Below are 23,164 nucleotides of genomic sequence, written 5' to 3'. Positions count from 1 at the left end.
GGCGGTCCCGAGCCGGCTATCCGTGACACCAGGCTTTGCCCCCCGGAAAGCATGCCAGGGGCGCAAGCAGCCGGTCCTCACTCCTTGAAGGTGATGTTCTCCTTGAGGAAGTCGATGGTCTTGGGGTTACTGTTCAGGCCCTCGACGAGGATGAAGAAAGCGGTGTCTCCCTTGATGATCCACAGGATGTCGATGTACAAGGTTGGGGTGTTGAAACCCGATGCGGTCATGGCCATGTGAAGCGTGGCATCTCCGGTAGCCAACCGCTCGACCTCGTAGAGAGCGACTTCCGACGATATGATGCCGCTCATGGCGATCTCGGCTCTCAGCTCCTCGATCCATTCATCCTGGTTTTCATAGTACCATTCCTCCACTGCCTCGGGATCGCCGGAGGGAGGTGCATCCGTGCTCAGGGTTACGGGTATGTCACGCCTGGCGACGAAGATGAAATTGGACTCACTCGCATCTGTGAAGACGTAATCGACCTCGACGTCCTCGGTATCCGAGCTCGACTCCACGGCCTCCTTCAGTTCGTCGACCAGGTCGTCGCTGGCGGGCTCGAACCCCGGGGGTGTGGGGACCTCGATGCTGTAATATTCGCTGCGCAGCAGGAAATAGGCGCCGACGCCTAGGGCTACCAGTAGAACCAACACCAGGGCCATCACCACCACCCTGGCGGTGACAGGCCCCTTGCCGGCGGCGGGGGGCGGCCGGTAGCCGGGCGCATAAGCCCCCGGGGGCGGTGGTTGATAGCTCACCTCCCCGACGGGGGAAGGCGGGGCGGCCTGCTGAGCGGGCGGGACGGCGCCCGTGGGCACGTACCGTGCCTGGATGGCCTCGTCCGGCGCCGGGGGTTCGACCGCGCCGGCGTCCGGCGCGAACGGGTATTCGCAGAGATAGCACCACGCGGCGCGATCGGCGTTATCGGCTCCGCACCTGGGGCATTTCACCCGTACACCTCCGATACTTCCGCTTGCGACTGCGCTATCTATTCTTCGTCAAGCAGGTCAAACACCTTTATGTCGCGGGGGAGAAGGCGATCCCGGCGCCGGGACCGCGGCGTCCCCGTGGAGGTCGTGCGGAAACAGGTGCGGCACCGGCTTGAGGAGGGGCTACGCCGCGGCCCTCAATAGCGCGTGATGTGCTGCTCGCAGAGGCCGAAGAGGTCCTTCACCTCCACCGTCTCTCCCCGGGGGCCGAGCTCTCCCCGGAAGAGCCCGAAGGGCTGGTGGAAATCGGAGAGGATGGGGCCCAGGCGGATGCGCTCGGCCCTCTCCCCCCGGGGGCGGAAGTCCACGTCCACCAGGCCGTCGGTGGTGTTGATGAACCAGGGGCCGAGGATGTCGTCCTCGCTGTAGCCGAAGCGGGCGGCCCCGGTGAGGTGGATCTTGCCGTCCACCCAGTAACAGTTCTCGCTGTAGTTCTCGTCATCGGCGATGATGTTATGGCAGAGGTTGGCGGCTATGAGCTTCCCTTCGCTGAACCCGCCGAAGCACAGCCACTTCCAGAAGCTCCGGTAGGGGTAGAAGGCCTTCTGCTCGTCGAGAAGGCAGACATCACGCGCGGGGTCCAGCTCGATGGTCTCGTTCCCCACGCTCATCTTACCCTCCACCGGGCACGCGGCCTTGTGGGTGTAGAGGGGCCGGTTGGGGGAGAAGGGGCTTACCACCACCAGGGGCTGGTACCTGCCCAAGTCCTCCAGCATGCGGAACTCCCCGGCGATGGCCGGGAGCTTGGCCGTCTGCGCGGCGTCCACGCGCACGCGGTGATAGCCTTCCTCCAGGCGGTTCTCGAAGCCGAGCGAGTACCCCCTGGCGGTGAAGGAGCATTCCCCCCTCCACATGGTCTCGGCCACCTTCGCTTTCGGCCCGGGCGCCTGGCGGGAGTGTTCCTGCATGCCGCCGCCCTCGCGGTCGTAGTGATACACGAAGGAGATGCTCATGAGCTGCGCGTTGAAGATGACCATACCGAAATAGTGGCGGGGGTGGACCACCCCGTAATGCTGCCATTCCTTCAGCCTGAAGCGGGCCAGGCCGCCCAGGGCTTTTGTCCCCGCGCGGAAGATCTCCGTCCCGTCCAGGTTGAGTTCCCGGAACGGTTCCGAGAATGCACCGAACTCCACAACCCTGCCGTCCTCCACGAGGCGCGGCGGGGTCTTCCTTATCGTGCGCAAGGCTCCTCCTTTCCCCGCGTGACTCTTTCCCATCCATTCTATATCTTTTGCAACCGGCTGAGGTGCCGGCGCTGCGAGCGGGGAAAGGGAGCCCCGGCCGCCGCTGTTTACCTCCCCCCCCGTCCGGGGGATAATCAAACACGCGGGCAAGGGTTTATGCGTATCATGGAGGGCAACAGGCGGGATCCGGGAACGAGGAAGAGGGAGGGATGACGTTGATCACCGCGTTTCAGCACGTGGGCATGGGGGTGCACGACACCGACCGCACCTACGGTTTCTACCGCAGGCTCATGGGGTTCCGGGTCAAGCTGAGCGACCAGACAAGCTACCTCGAGGAGATGGCGCCCATCGTCGGGGCCGTAGTCGAGATGCGGGCGCTCATGGCCATGAACGCATTGGGCGGGGCGGCCATCGAGCTTATCGAGCACACCTCCACGCGTCCCCTGGAGCCGCCGGAACCCGTGCAGTGGGGCGACCTGGGCTACATGGAGCTGGGGCTCAAGGCCTTCAACCTGGACCAGCTCTACCTCGACCTCAAGCGCAAGGGGGTGGAATTCCTCACCCCGGTGCGGTCCATGGAGCTTAGCACGGGGGGGAGGGAACGCTACGCCTACCTGCGGGACCCCGACGGCCTGCTGCTGCAGCTGGTGGAGGAGAAAGGCGGAAAGAGGCCCGCGGTCGGTGGGGTGAGGCACGTGGGCATAGGCGTCGGCGACATGGAGAAAGCCAGGGCTTTCTACCGCGACGTGCTCGGTTACGCCGACGTCATGCACGAGTTCAGGGGGCGCGTGCCCGAGCTGGACGAGGTCACCGGGGGCAAGGAGATGGAACTGGCCGTGCTGGGACACCGGGCCGAGGGCGAGAGCGCCATGCCCCTGCTGGAGCGGGCCATCGTGAAACTCGTCCATACGCCCAGATACAAGGGCAAGGTCATCTACGAGGGGCGCAGGTGGGGCGATATCGGGCTCATGGAGATGGCCTTCGATGTCAGCGACCTGGCCGGCACGGTCAACGGCCTTATCGCGAAGGGGGCGGAGATATATCATCCGCCTACTTTCGTGGACATGGGCTCGGGCACCGCCGGCAATTTCTCCTACATCAAGGACCCCGAAGGCAACGTGGTGGAGATGGTCGCGGTGGAGAAGGTCCTGCACATGCCGCCTAAGGTGGTTAAGCCGGTGCTGGGGTTCCTGCTCAGGGCAGCCAGCGCCATGCGGATACTTTGAAGGACCGATCATAGACGGGGAGGAAGGAGGCACGGAACATGGAAATACCCGAGGACCTGCAGCGGGCCGCGGACTTCCACGGCCATCTCTGCCCGGGGCTGACCATCGGATACCGCGCTTCGCTGGCGGCCATGGAGCGCATGGGCATCGCCCGCGCTTACGACGAGGAGCTGGTGTGCGTGGTGGAGAACGACTCATGCAGCGTGGACGCGGTGCAGTTCCTCACCGGCTGCACCTTCGGCAAGGGCAACCTCGTCTTCAGGGACCACGGCAAACAGGTCTTCACCTTCGCCTCGCGGCAGCGGCCGGGCAGGGCGGTACGCGTGAGCCTCAAGGCCGGCGCCATCCCGCCCCCGGGGGAGGACGTGGACCCGGCCGCCCGCCGGGAGCAGGCCCTGCGCACCATGGTAACGGCCCCCCTGGAGCAGTTGTTCTTCATCGACGAGATAGACTTCGAGCTGCCGGACGAGGCGCGCATCCACGCCTCCGTGCTCTGCGACAAGTGCGGCGAGCTGACCATGGAGACGAGGATAGTTGAGGATGGCGGACGCCGTCTCTGCATCCCCTGCTCCCGGGGCTGGACCCCCCCACCCCACTAGACGTTAATGGGGTCAGGTCTTGTTTTTTGGATTCCGGAGCTATGATTCCATTTCTGAATGCGCTGCATGATGGGGTATTATCTACCAATTAATGGCAATAGATACCGGGGTATCCAAAAAACAAGACCTGACCCCTTAAACGGATTAAGCGGGGCGGGCTGACCGGCGGATCATGGATCGGGGCGTTGCTCGATCTCAGGATTGCTCTCGGGTTCTGAGGTCTCTCTGGCAAGGCGTCTTGCATCCTGATCATGCCAATGCCGCAGCACCCTGTATACCAGGGTTTCGGCAAGATTCCGAGTGGGGAGCCCTCTCATATCAAGAACGACCACATAGGCGGCATTGGCGATCATCATGCACGCAAGTACCGGAAGTATATAAACCGCAAGCGCGATGAAGGGATTGGGCGCCCTCCCGACATCGGGACTGGAGAGGGCGAGCAGCAGACTGGCGACAACACTCAAGGCAGCCACAATAATCTGGATGATCACGGGAAGGCCTTTACGGGACAGGACCAAACAAGCTCCTTTCATAACCCCGCTACGCGACGATGATGCGGCTGCGCTCGCGCCAGTCCTCGTCCAGTGTCCCATGGAAGACCCGCCTGGCCGGGCCGCGGGTCACGATGTCGCCCGCCGTGGTGACCTCCACCTCCATGAGGCCGCCCGGCTGCTGTACGTGGACCTTCCGCTTGCACCTGCGGGTGCGCAGGGCGGCGGCCACCGCTGCGGAGGCGCCGGTTGCGCTGGCCATGGTCTCTCCGGCCCCCCTTTCCCAGGATCGCAGGCGCATCTCGGACATGTCCATCACCTGGGCGAACTCCACGTTCACCCGCAGGGGAAATACAGGGTGGTTCTCGATGGCCGGGCCCAGTTCCCTCACCATGGCATCCTCGACGCTGTCCAGGAAGAGGACGCAGTGCGGGTTTCCCACCGAGAGGCAGGTGGCGCTGACCATACGTCCGGCCGCGGAGATCGGCACATCGACGGCCTCGTCGCCCTCGCCCTGCATGGGGATGGAGGAGCGGCGGAAATCGGGGCCGCCCATGTGCACCTCCACCGTGCTCACCTTGCCCATGGTGGTATGGATAACGAGCTTCTTCACGCCCGAGGGGGTGTCCACGGTCATCTCTCTATCGGGGTGGATGCCCGTGTCGAAAAGGTGCTTGGCGAGGCAGCGCAGCCCGTTGCCGCTGACGTCCGCCTGGCTGGCGTCGGGGTTGTAATTGACCATGCGGCAAACGGCAGTGTCGGAGGTCTCCATGACGATGATGCCGTCGCCCCCGATGCCCAGGTGGCGGTGGCAGAGCATCCGGATGTCCGCCGGTGAGAGCTTGAGCGGAGCCTGCAGGGCATCCAGCAGGATAAAGTCGTTTCCGAGGCTGTGGTATTTGAAGAACTCCATTGCGCCTCCATATCGCTACGGTCCGCGGCGGGCGCCCGGCCGCTTCATGCGGGCCGTGGTTTGACGCCCGACCTTCACCACATTATAAGGTAGTATATGCCTGCAGGCATCGCAAAGTCCGGATGCGGGGAGGAACGATAGCCGTGTTTGAAGACGAAGAGGGACGCGAGGACTGGTTGGACCAGGCGAGGTTCACGCTCCTTGCTTCTGAGGACATGCTGATGGGCGGCCTGGCAGAGGAGGCCATCTACGATTCCTTCCTGGCCATGGTCTATGCGGCCAGGGCCGCCCTGCAGGTACGGGCTGAGGACGTCTCCGGGTGGGAAGAGGTGGTGAGCCGCTTCCAGGCAGGCGCCCTCCCGGCCCTGGGGCTGAGCAAGGAGAACCAGCGGGCGCTGCCCATCGTCGCCGGTCTCTACCGGCGCGTCAGCCGGGGAGAAGTGGAGGCCGACCCCGTTACCGGGGCCGCCTGCCTCGAGGACGCCAGGTCCTTCGTGGATGAGGTGGAGGCCAGGCTGCTGGCCTGAGGTGCCCGCGCCCGCGGATTTTTCTTTCTCGGATACGTTCGTCGGGGTGCTGGATCAGCCGCCCTGTCGTTTCTCCCATATCTCGAGGAAACGCTGCGCGTCCTCCCACATGTAGATGTTGTTGAAGAGCACGTAGGCCTTCTTCTTCTTGCTCTTGCGCAGGATGGTCACGAGCTTGCCCAGTTCCTGGTCGGTGTAGCGGTGCCGGAAATTGCCGATGCCGTGCAGGCGCCAGTAGATGGCCGAACCGGCCTTTTCCCGGCTCTGGAAAGGGTCGACGACGTGCAGCAGGTCAAGCTCGCGGCAGAGCCTGCCCGCCTCCTCCGGGATCCATGGCCCCCTCGGCTCCCAGGCCATCTGCAGGCCGTCACGCTCGATGGTGGTGAAGAACTCGCGCATCTGTGCTATGTTCTTCGGGCCGGGCCCGAAGCTGGGCTGGGACTGGAAGACCACTATCTCCGCCTCCAGGGCGCGGGCCACTTCCAGGGTGTCTTTCCAGGCCTTGAAGTTCTCGGGGGTGGGCTTGAAAGAGCCGTAGGCGTCCTTCAGTTCATCCGGGATGGGATGGGAGAGGCGGCGGTAGGTGGGGCTGGAGGGCAGGTGGGTGATGAGCTGCCATGCCTTGAGGGTGAACTCGAAGTGCGCGGGCGACTCCTGCCGCCATTTCAGGGACGTCTTTACCCTGGGTAGCTGGTAAAACGTCCTCTGCACCTCCACCAAGGGAAGAGTCCGATAGTATATCTGTCGTGCCTGGGGGAAACCGCAACAACCTACCTTGAGCTCCAAGTCAGCACCTCAGAACAGCGATTACTACCCCCGCCATGCGGGCCTATCCTCGGCCTTTACTCTATAACCATCGACCTCATATATCCGATCCTATATATAGAATTCCAGATAAATCGCCGTCTTCCTCCCCTGATCAGGGGATTGCGGGGGCTTGGGCCCGGCTCGTTTGCCCGGGCGCTGGCGCCAGGTCACTCCCGCGTGGCGTCGAGGCCGGCGGGGACCTTCACCCGTACCCGGCCCCACCTCTGCTTGAGGTCCTTGAGGAAGTCCTTGTTGCGGGAGCGGAAGCGCCTTATGGTGTGGTGCGCGTATGCGTAGGTAAACAGGTTCCACCAGCGTAAGCGCACTCCCTGGGTCCAGCAGCGCCACAGCGAGTAGAAGCGGCGCATGGAGCGGATAGACCCCTCTTTTTGCAGCTGGTAGGGGGTCATCTGCAGGGGGTCGAAGACCACGTGATGTCCGCTGTACTTGGACCAGTCCTCGACCAGTATGCGGTCCTGCCCCGCGAGCTCCTCGTAGGTCTCCGTGCCGGGGAAGGGCGTGAGCACCAGGAACTGCACCGTATCGATCTTGAGGCCGCGCGCGAAGCGCACCGTGTCCTTGATGGTCCTCAAGTCGTCCTCGTCGGAACCCAGCACGAACATGCCGTGGACCTTGATGCCGTAGTGGTGCAGGACCCTCACGGCGTCGGCGATATCCTGCACCGTCTGCTCCTTGCGGTAGCTCTCCAGGGTACGGGGATTGATGGACTCCAGCCCCAGGTAGAGGAAGGTGCACCCGCTGTCGCGCATGAGGCGGAGCATCTCCTCGTCCCTGACCACGTCCACCCGGGCCTGTGCCGTCCAGCGTATCTTCAGGCCCCGGTCGATTATGCCGCTCAGCAGCTCCTTCGTCCTCCGGGGGGACGCGGTGAAGTTGTCGTCGTAGAAGAAGACGGAGCGGCGGGAGCGCCGGCTCAATACCTCCAGCTCGTCCAGTACGTCTGAGGTGTCGCGGAAGCGGTAACGCCTCCCGAACATCTTGGTCACAGAGCAGAACTTGCAGTTGTATGGGCACCCACGGCTGGTCATCACCGGCACGATGCGGATCTTGCCGTGCCCCTCGATCATGGTCAGGTCGGGCCAGGGCAGGTCATCCAGGTGCCTCACCTGCGGGACCTCCTGGTTGTGGACGGTGCGCTCGCCCGAGAGGTAGGAAAGGCCGGGTACCGACGCGAAGTCGTCGTCGCCCATCATCAGCATCCTCACCAGCTCGCGCAGGGAGTATTCGCCTTCTCCCCGCACCACGAAGTCGGCCCCCCTCTCCAGGGCCTCGTCGGGCAGGAAGGTGACGTGGGGCCCGCCCATGACCACCGGGATATCGCCGGCCTCCTTGATCCGTGCCAGGATCTTGAAGGCTTCGTTGGCGGTGGGGGTGATGGTGGATATCCCCACCAGGTCCGATGCGTTCACCTCGTCCCAGTCGAGGTTGCCGAGTTCCTGGAAATAGATCTTCGGCCTTATCCCCAGGTCGCGCTCGAGCATCGCCCCCAATATGGGCAGCCCCAGCCGCGGCAGTTTGTACTTGGCGTAAACGTGTACTCCGGGCGCCTTGGGTTCGATCAAGGTGATCTTCAATCTCTTTCCTTTCTTAAGCCCTGTTATGTGCGGTAAACGGTCAACTTATTAACATATACCCACTTGCGATGCCTCTTACAACATCGTGGTCCCGTAAAGGTTACGGTTATCGTGCAAAATGTTCCCGCCGGCGGTTAATATTAGCCATCCCGGATGCCGATATGATGATAGTGGTCTCCGGTTGCAGGGAAGATAAGGCGGATGATATGAAAGGTAAGATCCTCATCGTCGACGACAACCAGGCCATCGTGGAGATGCTCCAGCGCAAGTTCGAGAGGGAGGAATACGGGGTGGTGGGGTGCGTCGATAGCGCCAAGGCCGTTGCCACGGCCCGCAGGGAAAGACCCGACCTCATAGTCCTGGACATCCTCATGCCCGGTAAGACCGGCTGGGAGATCATCGAGGAGCTCAAGGCCGACCCCGAGACGCGGGCGGTCCCGGTGATCATCTCTACGGTGAAGAACCGCCCCGAGGACATCGAGCGGGGAAAGACGCTGCAGGCGACCGACCATATCGCCAAGCCTTACGTCTTCAGCGACCTGCTGGAGAAGGTCCGGGCGATACTGGGTGAGACCTGATCCCGCCGCTCCCTACCCGCGGTAATCCGCGAACCTCTCGTGGCACCACCAGCGCGGGTAGAGGCCGCTCTGGCGGGAGCCGTCGATGCTGGAGACCACATCGACGGTAATCTCCTCTCCCACCACCTGGATGATGTTGAATGACGGCGGCGTGGACCCTCGCGTACGGTGGGTCGCTGCGGTGCCGGAGGTGATGAGGTACATGCGCGCGAGCGGCCACACGTACGGGACGTGCTTGTGGCCGCTGAGCACGATGTCCGCCTGCATATCCCGCAAGACCCTGAGGACGTCGCCCGCGTCCCACACGATGTTCCGCTCCCTGCCGGTCCCGGGTATGTGCACCAGGTGGTGGTGGAGGACGAAGACCTTGAAGGTGGCGCCGGCGGAGAACTCCCCCGCGATGAACTCGTAGTTATGGCGCCCCACCTCCCCGTCGTTCACGTCCGGCTTGTTGGAATCCACCGCCACCACCTCGACCTCCTCGCCCAGGCCCCCGCCGCACGCGCCGCTGTGGGTGAAGCGCAGCGATGACCTGCGGGGCCCGAAGAGCTCCTCGAAAAAGACGTATCCCACGTTGCGGCAGTCGTGGTTGCCGGCGATGACTATCTTGTGCGGGCAGGAGATTTCGTCGAGATATCCCCGGGCTTCCTCGAACTGTTCCCGGTAGCCTTCCAGGGTGAGGTCGCCCGCCAGGACCACCAGGTCGGGCTCCTCCGCGTTGACGGTCGCGATGCAGTTGGCCATGAGCCCGCGGTCGAACCGGAGGTCGCCGCAGTGCAGGTCGGAGAGCTGCGCTATGGTAAAGCGCCGGTCATCCCTCGACATCGTCCCCTTCCGCCGCCTCCTCCTCCTCCTCCTCCTCCTCCTCCTTGCGGCCACGGCGCAGGCCGCGTTTCTTCCCGCCGTCCCTCTTCGGCTCCATGGGTGTTTCCGCGCCAGCGGCCTTTACCGCCGCGCCCGTACCCGTGGCGCCTCCGTAGGGATGCTCCCCGCAGAGTTCGCGCGCGGCTATCACTCCGCTGAGGACCGCGCCCTCCACGCCGCCGCCGAACCTGCTCCAGGCGCCAACCAGGTACAGGTTGGCCAGGGGCATCCGGGGCCCAGGCCGCCGATAGTACCACTGGTCGAGGGTGGAGGCGAAACCGAAGGCCGCTCCCTGCCCGTTGGCGGTGAGGCGGGTGAAATGGGAGGGAAGGGTCACGAATTCCCTTACCGCCTTCTTGACCGCCGGCAGGATGGAGGCGATCTCCTCCTTTACCAGGTAGGTCAGCTCGGCCCCCATCTCCGCGCCCTGGGCCTCGTTCTCGAAAGCGTGATAGCACTTGCTCGGGACGTTTATCCTCGCCAGCAGGACGCAGCCCGGTCTGTCCGGGTCGGTGCAGGCCTCCTTGGTGAGGGTTATCGCGGTCACCTCCAGGTAGGTGTCCCCGGTCCGTACCCGCCGTGCCTTGGGGAGGAAGAGGAAGACCCTCTCGGGCATGCGCAGGTTTTCCTGGAAGACGAGGTGCAGGACGAAGGCGGAAGGCGACACCTTTAGCTTCTCCATCTCCCGCACGAACTCGAAACCCAGGTTGGAGGGCTGGAGCATGCCGGTCATGGCGCGGCGCGGGTCCATGTTCAGCACCACCACGTTGGACCGCACCTGCGAGCCGTCGGCCAGGCGCAGCCCTATGGGGCGCCCCCTGACCCCCTCACCCTGGATGAGCACTTCCTCCACCGCGCAGGAGGTCAGCACCTCTCCCCCCGCGCCGGTCACCACGCCCGCCAGCTTCTGGCTGAGGTGGGATAAGTGGTTGGCGGGGTAGTGGATACCGTCCAGGAGGAGGGCGACGAGCAGGCGGGCGCCCTCGTAGGCCGGGAAACGGCGCGGGTCTCCGCCCAGGAGCGATGAGGTCCTGAGCAGCAGGTCGCCCAGCTGTTCGTCCGGGAGGTACTCGTCCATCATCGCCTGGAAGCTGAGGTTCTGCCACAGGGCGGAAATGGGGTGGCGTATGAACTGCTCGTGATATTCCTGCAGATCGCAGGGGAGCGGTGAGGTGAGCGGATCGGGGCGGTCCAGGAGTTCCCCTCGGAAACGGCGCAGGTCGCCGAGGAGGCGCCTCAAGCCGTCGCGCGAGGACGGGAACTTGCCCTCTATCTTCGCCAGGTCCTCGTCGATCCCCATCCCCAGCCGCAGGGCGATCTTCCCGTCCGCCACCCCCCAGTGCATCCGGCGCATGGGGACCTCGTTCTCCAGTCCCAGGCGGTGGATGAGGGCGCCAAGGACGCCTCCCTCGCCCCCGCCCAGAAGCACGGTGGGCCCAGAGTTGAGCGGGAAGCCCTCCCAGTCGTAGGTCTGGCAGTACCCCCCCACCAGCCGGGCCTTCTCCGCCACTATCACCTTCATGCCCGCCTGGGAGAGCAGCGACGCGCAGGACAGGCCCCCGATGCCGGACCCCACCACCGCAACGTCGTACTCGTTCTTGCGCAGCGGACGTCCGGTCTCGATGGCGGGAGGTTCCCATTTTATGGAAAGAGGCCCCTTTTCCACCAGGCCCGACTCCAGGCGCTTCGGCACCATGATGACGATGAACGGCGTCGCGACCACGCCCGCGGCGATGAGGGCGGCGGAGGCGATGGCCGCGGTGTCGGTGGAGGTGTCTCCGCGCAGGGCCAGCATGCAAACCAGGTTCACGACCAGGCCGGCCACGAAGACGCCGTCCCAGGCGATGGTAAGCACCCATAGCATCTGCCGCAGGATCGGGCTCTCGCGCATGCTCTCGGGATAGTCGAGGTAGACGTACTGGGCGGGAAAGAACACCCCCTCGATGGCGCCGTATCCGGCCATGATGGAAAGGCAGGCGAAACCCCCGGCGAGCAGGTTCGGTATACGGGTGTCTATGTCTTCCCCCAGCATGATGACCGCGGCGCAGGCCACCACGAAGAAGAGGAGGGAGAAGGCCTGCAGGATGCCCCATCTCCTGCCGGAGGGCATGAGGAAGAAGAGCAGCACGATTATGGTCAGCCCGCCCGCAGCTCCCCACAGCGGAAAGCCGAAGAAGGAGAGGGCGGGCAGGACCATCCACGGCAGGCAGGCCAGGATAAAACGCAAAAGCCCCTTCCTCGGCATCTCCGACCTCCCTGGTCTTTCTCCGGGCACGCGTGAGCTTGATCCCAGATAAATATACCTCACAAGGCAAGCCCTTCCCTTTATTGCCGGGATGGCGATGACCTCACCGGACGGGCGGAGGTGCGGGGTTGAGGAACACGGGCCCGGCTAGGCGGCGCCGCGGGAGGTGCTGGAGGTGCGCTCGTGCCGCCTCACGCCGGAGGTCCAGCCTTTTCGGGAAGCCTGGCGGCGCGCTTCAGGATGTCCCTTATCATGGTGGTGCAGATGGCCAGCGAGGTGAGGAAGAGACACAGGCCCGAGAGCGCCAGGGTCAACTCGGGCAGCCGGGACTGGGCGACGAGGACGAGGCACGCGACCAGGATCACCACGAGGACCCCCAGGAGGGAGTAGAGCACTCGGTTGAGCCTGGCCTCCAGTTGCGAGATGCCCAGGCTCAGCTCGACTTCCGTGGCTTCCTCATCTCCGCTGACGGTGCGCGAGAGAGCGGCCTGCAACCTCTGCGAACCCATGGACAGGGCGCGGCGGCGGAAGTGCACCGTGTAGAGGATGGCCAAAAGACCCAGGATCGTGAAGAAGACCAGGGCGACTACGGCAATGGCCAAAGCGCTCTCCTTTCGGGCTCATCGCGACGGCCCGCTTTAACCCGCATGACTAAATCATTATAATCCAGCCAGCGGGAATGTTGCTGCCGGACCGTACCCCGCGGGGCGGCACGGCATATGTATTCGGACGTTGAGAGGGGAGTGAGGAGAGATGCCGGACGGGTTCCTGTCCAAGACCCAGGCGGAGGTGGCGCTCGACCTCGTGAGCAGGTACCTGGAGTTCGCGGGCGAGGAGGAGAGCGCCGGGTACCGCGACGCGGACGCCTATTTCGGGCTCTTCGAGAGGGCGTACCGTCTCATCCTGGATACGGCGGAGAAGGGGGAGAAGTCCCCCACCGGTTTCAAGCCCTGACGCCGCACGGGCCGCTCACGCGTTCCTGATGAGAGCGCCGGCGACCTCTTCCGTCACCGGGAGGACCATGGCCGCGACGCGGTAGTCGGGATTGAGGCCGGACCACAGCTCATCGAGGAGCTCCGCGCCGTTTGCGGCAGAGATGCGCACCGCGACAAAGGGCTGCCCCCCAATGATGGTCTGGCCGTCGGAGTGGTAGGTGGTGAGGAGCACCCCCCTTCCGGGATGCAGGTCGCGCACGGTCATGGTGACTATGTCGCTGCGTGCCGCGGACACCGTGCTCCGCCTGGCGGCCCCGATGACCGCCAGGTTCCCCTGGGGGCGGCGCATGACCGCCGTGATGCGGTCGGTGTAGATGGGACCGTCCGGTTCGTGTTCGAGGCCGTCGAGGGCCGGCGCCGGCCCGTCCCCCCGCGCCAGCCTCCCGGCTACGGTCGAGACCTGCGCCCCGTTGCCGAACACCAGCCAGTCGGGGGAGGCGGTGGCGGCGATATAGTGGCGCAGGGGGTCGAAACCCGCGTCGCCCCTGGCGGCAACCGCCAGTTCCCCGCCGTCGGTAAGCCTGATCTCGCGCTCGCGGGAAGCCTCGCTGCGACCGGTGACGAAGTAGCCGGCGGCCACGCTGCCGTCACCGCAACACGCGCAGAGTACGCCCCGCCCCGGATAGGGATTGGCCGCCAGGACCCCGGAGAGGTCAGGCGGTTCCGCCAGGTGTTCCATTTCCCGTTCGCCCATGGCTGTCGCTCAGGCCCCGGTGGCGCCCACGACCTTCTTGCCGAGCTTGCTGCTCCCCAGGTCTTTGCCCGCCAGCTCGATCTGCTGGGTGATGGCCCTCTTGGCCAGGGCGAGAATGGTGAAGCGGACCAGCTGCTCCAGGATGGAGCGGTCTTTCTTGCCCCTCTTGCCCTCCTTTTTTCCTGCTTTCTTCGCGGTCTTCCCGCGCGCCTTCTCTTCTTTTACGCGCAGGTCTATGGCCCGTGCCCTCGCCTTCGCCCGCGCCTTGGCCAGTTTCTTGGCCTTGCGGCGCTTCCTCAAGCGGCGCAGGATGAGGAGGGCCGCCAGGGCACCGGCCGCCATGCCGACCTTTGGTCCAAGGTTCTCTCCGCCTGCCTCGCTCATCAACAAGCACCTCCTCCGATACCCGTATCATCGTGTAATGGATGTATTATACCCTCTGGCCGTGGTTGACGCGGCATTTCAGGCTGCTTATCTTGGAGTAGCGTGTTTCACCTTACCAGGACGAGGAGGAGATTTGCCGGACAGGGAGCGCAGCCTGGTCCGTTCGATACTGCTGGATGCCTGGGGCGATTTCCGGCGCCGTCCCCTGATGTTCCTCCTGCTCGCACTCGCGGCCGTGCCGCTTATCTTTCTCAACCAGTTCTGCATACCCGGCATGGTCATGATCGACGGTATGACCCGTAACATCTCCATGGCCTTGTGGATCGTCGGTTATGCGGTCTGCTTCTCTCTCATCTTCATCTTCTGGTGCATGGCGGTGTGGGTCTACGATGACCGCGCCAGGGGCGGAAAGGGCGGATCTTACGGCGACGCCCTGCGCGGGGTCTCCGGCCTAGGGGGATCGCCCGTATGGCTGGGCATGGTCGTCGGGCTGGTGAACATCTTCGTGATGCAGTTCGCCTCGATCGCCGTAGGCCTGCTCCTGAGCTACGTGGCGTCCGGCCAGGGTAGCGGGGCGAGCCAGGAGCTTCTTGTCTATATCAATGTCTACCTGGGCTACATCGTCACCGATCTCATCCTGGTCCTGGTGGTCATGGCCCCCCAGATGATGGTCTTTGAGGGAGGCAGGAAGGTGGACGAGGTCATACGGGCCAGCTACCAGGTGGTGAAGCCGAGGTATCGCGACGCGGTGCTGCTCCTCATCGTGCCGGAACTGGTGGTGCGCACCTTTTTCATAGCGTCCTTGTACGCCCTGCGGCTGGTCCCGGTGATGGTGGCCGTCTTCGTCTTCCTCCTCACCCTGGCTCTGGTGGAGGGAAGCAGGCTCGCCTTCGTGGCGGCGGCCTTCAACCGCTTCTACTACCACGTGCTGGAGGAGGAGAGGAAGAAGAAGGCCAAGTCGGGGAAGAAGTCGGGCGGAGGGTCGGGGGCTAGCAAGCAACCCGTAAGGCGCAGGCCCCCCAAGAAATAGTCTCGGCGGCCTCGACGAGGCCCCGGTCCAGGCTTCAGGTGCTCTTCTCGCAGCCCCCCGCCACTATCAACAGGGCGGCAGCGGCCAGGACCACCAGGACGACGATCACCTGCAGCCATTTTCTGTAGTCTCTCATCACATCAGCTCCCTCTTATGAGTATCGTACAGTGCTTCTGACGGCTTGAACTATAGAGAGTTCCCGGCCCGGGCGACATGATGGGGGACAAGCGAAGCGGGACCGGCATCGCCGGTCCCGCTGGCTGTCGCTCTCGCGGTCGCGCCTAAGCTTTACAGGCCTCCTCGTGCTCGGGGAAGATGAAGTACTTTATGTTCTTGGCGTACCGGATCAGCTCGCCGCGGAAATCGGGATGGGCGATGGAGATGAGGGCCTGCGCACGTTCGCGCAGCGTCTTGCCCTTTAGGTTTACCACGCCGTACTCGGTGGCCACGAACATGGTGTCGGTGCGGGTGAGGGTGACCGTGGCACCCTCCCTGAGATGGGGGACGATCTTGGAGATCGTCTCGCCCTTGGCCTTGTCGAAAGTGGTGGAGTGGGTGGCGATGAAGGCCCTGCCTCCCCGGGCCATGTAGGTGCCCCGCGTGAAGTCCACCTGCCCGCCGGTGGCGCTGTACTGGTAGGGCCCGATGGACTCCGAGCAGCACTGGCCGGTGATGTCTATCTCCAGGGTGGAGTTGATTGAGACCATGTTGTCGTTCTTGGCCACATTGTTGGGGTCGTTGTTGTAGGAGATGGGGGAGAAATAGACCATGGGATTGCCGTCAAGCCACTCGTAAAGTTCGTTGGATCCGCCGGAGAAGAAGGCGTTGAACTGGTAGGGGTAGAAGGTCTTCCTGCTGTTGTCCAGGGCTTCTGCCTCGAAGAGCTTCATGATGGCGTCGGTGAGCATCTCGGTGTAGCATCCCAGGTGCTTCTTCTCCAGCAGGCACTCTCCGATGGCGTTGGGCACGGCGCCGATACCCAGCTGGATGGTATCGCCGTCGTTGATGTAAGCGGCGATGTTCTCCGCGATGGCCTGGTCCACCTCGGTCACCGGCTCGGGCGGGAGGGGAAAGACCGGGACGCTGTGTTCCACCAACGCCTCCACCTGCGAGATGTGCCAGAAGTTGCGCCCGTGCACCGTGGGCACGTTCTCGTTAACCTCCAAGATGAGCCGGTCCAGGGTATGGACGACGTCCAGGAAGTTGCCCGAGACCCCGCAGGACAAGTATCCGTGCCGGTCCATGGGCCCCGCCTGGGTGATGACCGTCTTGTAATCCGCATACTCCGAGGCGAGTCGGGGCAGGTCGGAGAAGTGGAAGGGCGTGTGCTCGCTGATCCCGTCGTGCAGGGCCTGTCGGTCCAGGGGGGTGGCGTATAGGTTGTTGAACATGATGTGCCGGCACATCTCCGCGGAGAGGATCTTGTAGGTGGGGGCCAGCATTATCAGGCCCCCGAAGATCACGTCGTTCAGCTCCTCCGCCCGGTCGAAGAGCGCATCCAGGATACCGCTGGGGGCGCTCGAGCCGCTGCCGCAGAACAGCCTGTCGCCGTCCTTTATGCTCTTCGCCACATCCTCAGCCGTGGTCAGCTTCCTCTTATATTCCTCTTCCCATTTGCCCATCCTCGCATCCTCCTCATGTTTTACGCACGCGACCCGTTGCCGTCATAAGAGGGAAAGGACCTGTATGAGTGGCGCTTCCGCGGCCGTGCGGGCCGCTGCATTCCACAGGCCGCGCCCATTTAGCCGGAGGGCTGGCCTGGCGAGAGTAGCTCCACGAAGAAACGGCGGGGCAGGTATGCCACGCCGCTATCGTGCCGCTTTCCCTGCTTCCACTGAGACACTTGTGTTGTCATGAACAGCCATTCGGTCCTGGTGGCGTTCCAGGACCGAACACATTCTATAGCAATGTCTCCAGGGAGGCAAGATACGGCCCCACCCTGTCCGATAAGAGATGGGGTTGCCGGGTCGCTTCGCTCCTCGCAATGCGCTTTTTTCGCCACGGGTGGGAAAGCTAATTCAGCAGGGGTTCGACGTGGTTCCTTATCTTTACCTTGATGCGGCAGAGGGCGTTGTCGACCACCTTGGTGTCGCGCTTTATCTCGCCGGCGATCTCCTTGTAGCTCTTGCCCTCCAGGTAGGAGACGAGGACCTTCCACTCCAGCCCGCTCAGCTTCTCTTTGAGGACGCAGATGATACGCGATACCTCGTCCTCGAAGATGTACAGCTCCAGGGGGTCCTCGGCCTTAGTGCTCACCCCGCCGCCGGCGTAGTACACGACGTCGCCGCTCTCGTCGAAGACATTGGCTTCCAGGGAACGGTAGCACGACAGGGGGTTGTGCTTTTTACGGGTATGGGTCTTGACCGCGGTGATTATCTGGCGCGTGATGCACAGGACGGCGAAGGAGCGGAAGGAGCAGATGTCGTTGAACTTGTAGTCCCGGATGGCTTTATACAGACCTATCATGCCCTCCTGGATGGTGTCGTCGTGTTCCGCTCCGTCCAGGAAGTAGGACTTGGCTTTGACGTGGACCAGGTACTGGTACTTGTTGAGGAGAAAGGCCTCGGCGAGGGAATCGCCTCGCCGGGTGCAGGTTATAAGGTCTTCGTCGCTCATCTCGTCGTAGGATACCTCCAGGCAATAGACAGGCTTGGTCTTTTCCCTAACCGGCAAGCCGTCCCTCCTTAGTCACAGCCCATATCTTGTATATTTTCAGCTATGATAGTCCATATATATAGTCAATGTCAATATCTTGTGGAGACGGATCGCCGATGAATACTACATGATGTGGGGATATAATGTTCCCGGAAGAAGCTGTCGAGCGAGTCGTAAGGGGGCGGCTAGGTGAGCAAGCTGGAGGAGGAACTGCCCGGTCCGCTCGCGGGTGACGTGGCCGCTTCTATAGAGGCGAAGCTGGGGTCCGACCTCCATGCCCTGGCGTCCGCCATAGCGGGCTGCCGCTTCTGCCCTCGTGGCGGCAAGGGGATACCCGGGTGCGGGGAGGCGGGAGCCCTCCTCTTCTTCCTTGCCGGCATGCCCGGCCCGGGCGCGGAGCGCGGCGACCCTTGGGGGGGCTGGCGCCCGCTCCTGCAGCACAAGGCCGCCGAGATGGGCTGGGACCTCGCGGGCGCCTACTATTCCACCGCGCTGCGCTGCCGGCTGCCCAAGGTGACACGGTGGGACTTGCGGCGCTGCGCCCATTTCCTGGCCGAAGAGCTGATCATGGTGGGCCCGCGCCTGGTGGTGGTGTCGGGAAAGGTCGCAGCGGTAGCCCTGCGCGAGGCGCTGGGTGACGTCATACCTGAAAATCCCATGGCTGGAGACACGTGCTCCCTCTATGCCATGCGCTTCCTCTTCGAACTCGATATCGCCAGGGTGGTCCATGAAGAAAAGGCCGCGGCGGTCTTCTGGAACATCCTCGGGGGGGCGGAAGACCTCTACGGCGAGCGTCAGGGATAGGGGCGGAAGTCTATTGAACGGGTTTGCCTTATCTGTTTTACTTGATGCAGCGAAGAGGGGGGCGGTCGAACGGGGCCGAGGAGGAATGATGGACAAACGGGCTCGTCTGGAGAGGTTTCTTCACAAGTACTTCATCCTCTTCCGGCTCAAGACCATGTTCATCTACATCTTCCCCACCACCCTCGGTTTCGCCTGTTCCGCGGCAACGGGCGGGTATATGTCGGGCTGGGACATCGCCTTCATGTACCTCAGCTTCCTCTGCGGGTCCTTCTTCTCCAGCTCCCTCAACTTCTACGCCGATGTGGAATCCGACCGCCTGCACAATGACATGTACAAGGGAGACCTGCACATGTCCGACCAGCCCTTCGCCACCGGCGAGATGGGCAGACTCGAGACGGCCCTGCTCTTCACCCTGACCGGGCTTGGGTGCATCGGTTTCGGGTTGCTGGTTAACCTGCAGTTCACCATATACATGGTGCTGTCGGTGATCATCCTGGGCGTCCTCTACTCCCACCCCTGGTTTCATTTCAAGAACCTGCCGGTACTCGATGTCGTAACAAACGGCATAGGCGCGGTGGTCCTGCTCATAGCGGGGTGGAAGGCGGTCAACCCCGCCACCTGGCCGCCTTTCTGGCCCCTGGTCTTCGGGTTCCTCTTCTCGGCCACCCTATACATGCCGAGCATGGCCAACGACGTCCCCTTCGACGAGGCTGCGGGCTACCGCACCACGGGGGTGGTCTTCGGCGCCAAGCGCACCATCGACGCCATGATCCCCATGTGCGTGCTCATGCTGCCCGTGGTGGTCGTGAGCCTTATCGGGGACGCCCCTGGCATCTTCAAGCTCTTCATCGCCCTGGCCTATCCGGGCGCCATCGTCTTCACCGTCGGCATGCACCTGCTTTGGCGGCCGCCCCACATCCGCTTCAATGCCGGCCTTCTGGTCTATCCTATCCTGGGCATGCTCATCTTCTACTTCGTCTACGGTGTGAACGCGGTCATTGACTAGTCCTCACGCCGGCCGCCGCTCGCGACAACTCCGCGGACCGCTGTTGCGGAACGGCTATCCCGTGTCCAATAGCTTGTTCCCTGGCCGTCCAGGCGCACGGATCAAGTGAGGCGGGCTATAAAATTCCTGCTTATAAGCTTCTCGAGGCATGCGGAAGATCATTTTACACATTCTTGACAATAAGATTATCAAGAGTTATATTTATAGAGGACTAAACTTAGGGAGAATGACAAAACAATATTTTGAATAGAAAAGGAGGAAAAGAGAAATGGCGAAAACAGTAGGAATCGACCTGGGCACCACCAACTCAGTGGTGGCCGTCCTGGAGGGTGGTGAGCCGGTCGTCATCCCCAACAGCGAGGGCGGCAGGACCACCCCTTCGGTGGTGGCGGTGTCCAAGACCGGGGAGTGGCTGGTGGGCCAGGTGGCCAAGCGCCAGGCCGTGACCAACCCGGAGAATACCGTCGCGTCCATCAAGAGGAAGATGGGCACTACCGACAAGGTAAAGCTGGGCGACTCGGAGTACAGCCCGCAGGAGATCTCCGCCAAGGTCCTGCAGAAGCTGAAGGCGGACGCGGAGGAGTACCTGGGCGAGAAGATCACGGACGCCGTGATCACGGTGCCCGCGTACTTCAACGACTCCCAGAGGACCGCAACCAAGGAGGCCGGGCGCATCGCCGGGCTCAACGTGCTGCGCATCATCAACGAGCCCACCGCATCGGCCCTGGCCTACGGACTGGACAAGGAGAACGACCAGACCATCCTCGTTTTCGACCTGGGCGGCGGCACCTTCGACGTGTCCATCCTGGACATCGGGGAGGGCGTCTTCGAGGTCAAGTCCACCGCGGGCAACACCCAGCTGGGTGGCGATGACTGGGACCAGCGCATCATCGACTGGATGGCCGACGACTTCAAAGCCACGAGCGGTGTCGACCTGCGCGAGGACAAGATGGCCCTGCAAAGGCTGAAGGAAGCGGCGGAGAAGGCCAAGATAGAGCTCTCCACCACCAACTCCACCAACATCAACCTGCCCTTCGTCACCGCGACCCCGGAAGGCCCGCTGCACCTGGACATGACCCTGTCGCGGGCGGATTTCGAGAAGATGACCGCGGACCTGCTGGAGAAGTGCGTGGGCCCATTCAAGCGCGCCCTCAAGGACGCCAACCTGGACCCCAAGAACATCGACCACGTAATCCTGGTGGGCGGCTCGACGCGCATGCCCATGGTGCAGGAGATGGTGCGTAAGCTCAGCGGCGGCAAGGAGCCCCACAAGGGCATCAACCCCGACGAGGTGGTGGCCATGGGTGCCGCAATCCAGGCCGGGGTGCTCAAGGGCGAGGTCAAGGACGTACTGCTCCTGGACGTCACTCCTCTGTCGCTGGGCATCGAGACCCTGGGTGGGGTGTTCACCAAGCTAATCGAGCGCAACACCACCATCCCCACGCGCAAAAGCGAGATCTTCACCACGGCGGCTGACGGACAGACCAGCGTGGACATCAAGGTCTACCAGGGCGAAAGGGAGATGGCGGCCTACAACAAGCTCATCGGCAACTTCAACCTGGTGGGTATCCCGCCGGCGCCGCGCGGAGTGCCCCAGATCGAGGTGGCCTTCGACATCGACGCCGACGGCATCCTGCACGTCTCGGCCAAGGACCTGGCCACGGGCAACGAGCAGAAGATCACCATCACCGCGTCCAGCGGACTAAACGAGGACGAGATCGAGAGGATGGTCAAGGACGCCGAGGCCCACGCCGAGGAGGACCGCCGCAAGCGCGAGGAGGCCGACGTGCGCAACAACGCCGACAGCCTGGTGTACACCACCGAGAAGAGCCTGCGGGAGTTGGGAGACCAGGTGTCCCCCGAGGACCGCAAGGCCATCGAAACGGCGCTGGAGGACGTGAAGGAGTCCCTCAAGGGCTCGGATAACGACGACATCAGGCGCAAGACCGAGATCCTCACCCAGGCCTCATACAAACTGGCCGAGCACATGTACGCCCAGGCCAAGGCCGAGGGCGCCCACATGGGGCCCGAGGGGGACGGCAGCTACGGCGCCACCGAGGAGGCCGAGGGCGAGGTCATCGACGAGGCGGAATACGAGGAGATGTGATCCCCAGGGATCAACCTAGGGATCAACGAAACTCAGCCGCACCGCGGCGATATCCCGAGAAAGAGAGGAGGTGTGTCAGATGGCTATCGTGAGATGGGACCCATTCCGGGACCTGCTGAACCTGCAGGATGAGGTGAATAGCCTTTTCCGGCGCAGCTTCTTCAGGGGAGTAGAGGTCCCGGCTGCAGTGGAGACCACGGTATCGTGGGCTCCGGCGCTCGACATGCACGAGGACTCAGAGAAGCTCACAGTCGAGGTGGAACTCCCCGGCCTTGAAGCCAAGGATATCGATATCAGCCTCGAGGACGATATCCTGCATATCAAGGGAGAACGCAAGTTCGGAAGCGAGGTAAAGGAGGAGAACTACCACCGCATCGAGCGGGCTTACGGCTATTTCGAGCGCAACATACCTCTGCCGCGCAAGGTGAACGGGGAGAAGGTCTCAGCGTCCGTCAACGGCGGGGTGCTCAGGATCGAGCTGCCCAAGGCGGACGAGGCGAAGCCAAAGCAGATCCCCATCGCTGTGGAAGAGGAGAAGAAGGAGTGATCTCCTCCCCGGAAGTTCGTGGATGAGGGGCTGGCCGCGGGCGACCAGCCCCGATCCACGGGTACCGGGGTCGAACAAGAGGTGAATGTGGATGAGTGAAGAGAAGAAGGAAAGTAAGGATAAGAGAGGCAAGGAGGGTGGCGGGACTGGTGTCGCGGCGGACCCCATGGAGGAACGCCGTCGCCAGCTGCACGGCCTGACTAAGAAGGAGTTGGAGGAGACGGTCCTTGAGCTGGAGGGACGCCTGGATGAAGCGCAGGCGAAGGCCGGCGAGTACCTGGATGACGCACAGAGGCAGAAGGCGGAACTGGAGAACTACCGCAAGCGGATGGTGCGGGAGCAGACCCGCATCATCGAGCAGGCCAACCGCTCCATCATCGCCTCCCTGCTGCCGGTGATCGACAACCTCGAGCTGGCGCTGTCTTCGTGTGAGGACCGCGATGACCCCCTGGCGCGGGGCGTGCGCATGGTCCACGAGCAGCTCATGGCGGTGCTGCAGCAGGAGGGGCTGGAGGAGATAAACCCCCACGGCCACCCCTTCGATCCAGAGGTATGCGAGGCGGTGATGGCGGTGGTTACAGGCGACCACGATGACGAAACCGTGGTCGAGGTACACCAGAAGGGATACCGTTACAAGGGCGGCCTGCTGCGCCCGGCGCGGGCTACGGTGAGCAAGTGCGAGTAGGGGGGAACAGAACGAAACGTTGGTATGGGATGATGGTTTACAGGGCGCGTCGTGGGCGTCAGGTAAAGGGAAGCGGGGTAAGGCCCTGGTGACCGGGTTACGGGGCGCAGGCTGGCGCACCGACAACACTTGCCATACCTAAACGCTTGGAAGCATTAAGGCCTGGCGCCGTCACGCCGCCCCTTGGGCGCCGCTGTCGCCTTCGCGATGCAAACCGCGGAGGTCCAGGCTCAGGCCTG

General features: G+C 63.3%; 24 protein-coding genes. 11 read left to right on the top strand and 13 right to left on the bottom strand.

Annotated features, from left to right (window positions below; all coding sequences use genetic code 11):
• Nucleotides 1-77: 77 nt before the first annotated feature.
• Together AB1384_08955 and AB1384_08950 are read right to left on the bottom strand one after the other, a co-directional pair.
• Complete coding sequence (locus AB1384_08955; protein ID MEW6554400.1) at nt 78-950, bottom strand: hypothetical protein; 873 nt, start codon at nt 948-950, stop codon at nt 78-80.
• A gap of 176 nt (nt 951-1,126) precedes the next feature.
• On the bottom strand, nt 1,127-2,173 hold the full coding sequence (locus AB1384_08950; GenBank protein MEW6554399.1) for a DUF2804 domain-containing protein: 1,047 nt from the start codon (nt 2,171-2,173) through the stop codon (nt 1,127-1,129).
• Nucleotides 2,174-2,382: 209 nt separating this feature from the next.
• On the opposite strand from AB1384_08950, the gene AB1384_08945 reads away from it, so the two are divergent.
• Together AB1384_08945 and AB1384_08940 are read left to right on the top strand one after the other, a co-directional pair.
• Nucleotides 2,383-3,399, top strand: a complete 1,017-nt coding sequence (locus tag AB1384_08945) for a VOC family protein (GenBank protein ID MEW6554398.1) — start codon at nt 2,383-2,385, stop codon at nt 3,397-3,399.
• A 38-nt stretch (nt 3,400-3,437) separates the two neighbouring features.
• On the top strand, nt 3,438-3,998 hold the full coding sequence (locus AB1384_08940; GenBank protein ID MEW6554397.1) for an FmdE family protein: 561 nt from the start codon (nt 3,438-3,440) through the stop codon (nt 3,996-3,998).
• 170 nt (nt 3,999-4,168) lie between these two features.
• On the opposite strand, the gene AB1384_08935 is transcribed toward AB1384_08940, so the two are convergent.
• Together AB1384_08935 and dapF are read right to left on the bottom strand one after the other, a co-directional pair.
• On the bottom strand, nt 4,169-4,516 hold the full coding sequence (locus AB1384_08935) for a hypothetical protein (GenBank protein ID MEW6554396.1): 348 nt from the start codon (nt 4,514-4,516) through the stop codon (nt 4,169-4,171).
• Between the two features lie 22 nt (nt 4,517-4,538).
• The gene (gene dapF, locus AB1384_08930; protein ID MEW6554395.1) at nt 4,539-5,402 is read right to left on the bottom strand and encodes a diaminopimelate epimerase; all 864 of its coding nucleotides are present in this window, start codon (nt 5,400-5,402) and stop codon (nt 4,539-4,541) included.
• Between the two features lie 143 nt (nt 5,403-5,545).
• On the opposite strand from dapF, the gene AB1384_08925 reads away from it, so the two are divergent.
• Entirely contained in the window at nt 5,546-5,929 is a 384-nt protein-coding gene (locus tag AB1384_08925; GenBank protein MEW6554394.1) for a HEPN domain-containing protein, read from the top strand.
• A gap of 54 nt (nt 5,930-5,983) precedes the next feature.
• On the opposite strand, the gene AB1384_08920 is transcribed toward AB1384_08925, so the two are convergent.
• A complete protein-coding gene (locus AB1384_08920; protein MEW6554393.1) occupies nt 5,984-6,715 on the bottom strand; it encodes a DUF72 domain-containing protein in 732 nt (243 codons plus the stop codon).
• 188 nt (nt 6,716-6,903) lie between these two features.
• The gene (locus AB1384_08915; protein MEW6554392.1) at nt 6,904-8,331 is read right to left on the bottom strand and encodes a radical SAM protein; all 1,428 of its coding nucleotides are present in this window, start codon (nt 8,329-8,331) and stop codon (nt 6,904-6,906) included.
• A 206-nt stretch (nt 8,332-8,537) separates the two neighbouring features.
• Between AB1384_08915 and AB1384_08910 the strand changes: the two genes are divergently transcribed.
• On the top strand, nt 8,538-8,909 hold the full coding sequence (locus AB1384_08910) for a response regulator (protein ID MEW6554391.1): 372 nt from the start codon (nt 8,538-8,540) through the stop codon (nt 8,907-8,909).
• A gap of 12 nt (nt 8,910-8,921) precedes the next feature.
• Here the strand turns inward: AB1384_08910 and AB1384_08905 are convergent, their stop codons facing one another.
• The 3 genes from AB1384_08905 to AB1384_08895 all read right to left on the bottom strand — a co-directional run bounded on the left by AB1384_08905 (nt 8,922) and on the right by AB1384_08895 (nt 12,620).
• Nucleotides 8,922-9,734 (bottom strand): metallophosphoesterase, encoded by an 813-nt coding sequence (locus AB1384_08905; protein MEW6554390.1) that lies wholly within the window; start codon nt 9,732-9,734, stop codon nt 8,922-8,924.
• Nucleotides 9,721-12,018: an NAD(P)/FAD-dependent oxidoreductase gene (locus tag AB1384_08900; protein MEW6554389.1), complete on the bottom strand. Its 2,298-nt coding sequence runs from the start codon at nt 12,016-12,018 to the stop codon at nt 9,721-9,723. The genes AB1384_08905 and AB1384_08900 overlap by 14 nt, the downstream gene beginning before the upstream one ends.
• 191 nt (nt 12,019-12,209) lie before the next feature.
• Nucleotides 12,210-12,620, bottom strand: coding sequence for a hypothetical protein (locus AB1384_08895; GenBank protein MEW6554388.1), 411 nt, complete (start codon nt 12,618-12,620; stop codon nt 12,210-12,212).
• Between the two features lie 151 nt (nt 12,621-12,771).
• Between AB1384_08895 and AB1384_08890 the strand changes: the two genes are divergently transcribed.
• Complete coding sequence (locus AB1384_08890; protein ID MEW6554387.1) at nt 12,772-12,972, top strand: hypothetical protein; 201 nt, start codon at nt 12,772-12,774, stop codon at nt 12,970-12,972.
• A 15-nt stretch (nt 12,973-12,987) separates the two neighbouring features.
• Here AB1384_08890 and AB1384_08885 read toward each other — a convergent pair whose 3' ends face one another.
• Together AB1384_08885 and AB1384_08880 are read right to left on the bottom strand one after the other, a co-directional pair.
• Nucleotides 12,988-13,707 (bottom strand): IMP cyclohydrolase, encoded by a 720-nt coding sequence (locus AB1384_08885; GenBank protein MEW6554386.1) that lies wholly within the window; start codon nt 13,705-13,707, stop codon nt 12,988-12,990.
• A 9-nt stretch (nt 13,708-13,716) separates the two neighbouring features.
• Nucleotides 13,717-14,091, bottom strand: coding sequence for a hypothetical protein (locus AB1384_08880; protein MEW6554385.1), 375 nt, complete (start codon nt 14,089-14,091; stop codon nt 13,717-13,719).
• Between the two features lie 133 nt (nt 14,092-14,224).
• Here AB1384_08880 and AB1384_08875 point away from each other — a divergent pair, with 133 nt between their 5' ends.
• On the top strand, nt 14,225-15,121 hold the full coding sequence (locus AB1384_08875; GenBank protein MEW6554384.1) for a hypothetical protein: 897 nt from the start codon (nt 14,225-14,227) through the stop codon (nt 15,119-15,121).
• A gap of 281 nt (nt 15,122-15,402) precedes the next feature.
• Here the strand turns inward: AB1384_08875 and AB1384_08870 are convergent, their stop codons facing one another.
• Both AB1384_08870 and sigH read right to left on the bottom strand, forming a co-directional pair.
• Complete coding sequence (locus AB1384_08870) at nt 15,403-16,743, bottom strand: acetyl-CoA hydrolase/transferase C-terminal domain-containing protein (GenBank protein MEW6554383.1); 1,341 nt, start codon at nt 16,741-16,743, stop codon at nt 15,403-15,405.
• Between the two features lie 391 nt (nt 16,744-17,134).
• The gene (sigH, locus tag AB1384_08865; GenBank protein MEW6554382.1) at nt 17,135-17,794 is read right to left on the bottom strand and encodes an RNA polymerase sporulation sigma factor SigH; all 660 of its coding nucleotides are present in this window, start codon (nt 17,792-17,794) and stop codon (nt 17,135-17,137) included.
• Nucleotides 17,795-17,965: 171 nt separating this feature from the next.
• Between sigH and AB1384_08860 the strand changes: the two genes are divergently transcribed.
• From AB1384_08860 to AB1384_08840, 5 genes are all read left to right on the top strand, one after another.
• Entirely contained in the window at nt 17,966-18,580 is a 615-nt protein-coding gene (locus AB1384_08860; protein MEW6554381.1) for a uracil-DNA glycosylase family protein, read from the top strand.
• Between the two features lie 88 nt (nt 18,581-18,668).
• The gene (locus tag AB1384_08855; GenBank protein MEW6554380.1) at nt 18,669-19,586 is read left to right on the top strand and encodes a UbiA family prenyltransferase; all 918 of its coding nucleotides are present in this window, start codon (nt 18,669-18,671) and stop codon (nt 19,584-19,586) included.
• 268 nt (nt 19,587-19,854) lie between these two features.
• Nucleotides 19,855-21,693 (top strand): molecular chaperone DnaK, encoded by a 1,839-nt coding sequence (dnaK, locus tag AB1384_08850; GenBank protein ID MEW6554379.1) that lies wholly within the window; start codon nt 19,855-19,857, stop codon nt 21,691-21,693.
• 79 nt (nt 21,694-21,772) lie between these two features.
• Nucleotides 21,773-22,240, top strand: coding sequence for an Hsp20/alpha crystallin family protein (locus tag AB1384_08845; protein ID MEW6554378.1), 468 nt, complete (start codon nt 21,773-21,775; stop codon nt 22,238-22,240).
• A gap of 91 nt (nt 22,241-22,331) precedes the next feature.
• On the top strand, nt 22,332-22,925 hold the full coding sequence (locus AB1384_08840) for a nucleotide exchange factor GrpE (GenBank protein ID MEW6554377.1): 594 nt from the start codon (nt 22,332-22,334) through the stop codon (nt 22,923-22,925).
• Nucleotides 22,926-23,164 lie beyond the last annotated feature (239 nt).

This window comes from Actinomycetota bacterium (genome assembly GCA_040757835.1).
GTDB lineage: Bacteria > Actinomycetota > Geothermincolia > Geothermincolales > RBG-13-55-18 > SURF-21.
Note: the sequence above shows the minus strand (reverse complement) of the source record. Positions and strands in the feature narration are given on the sequence as shown.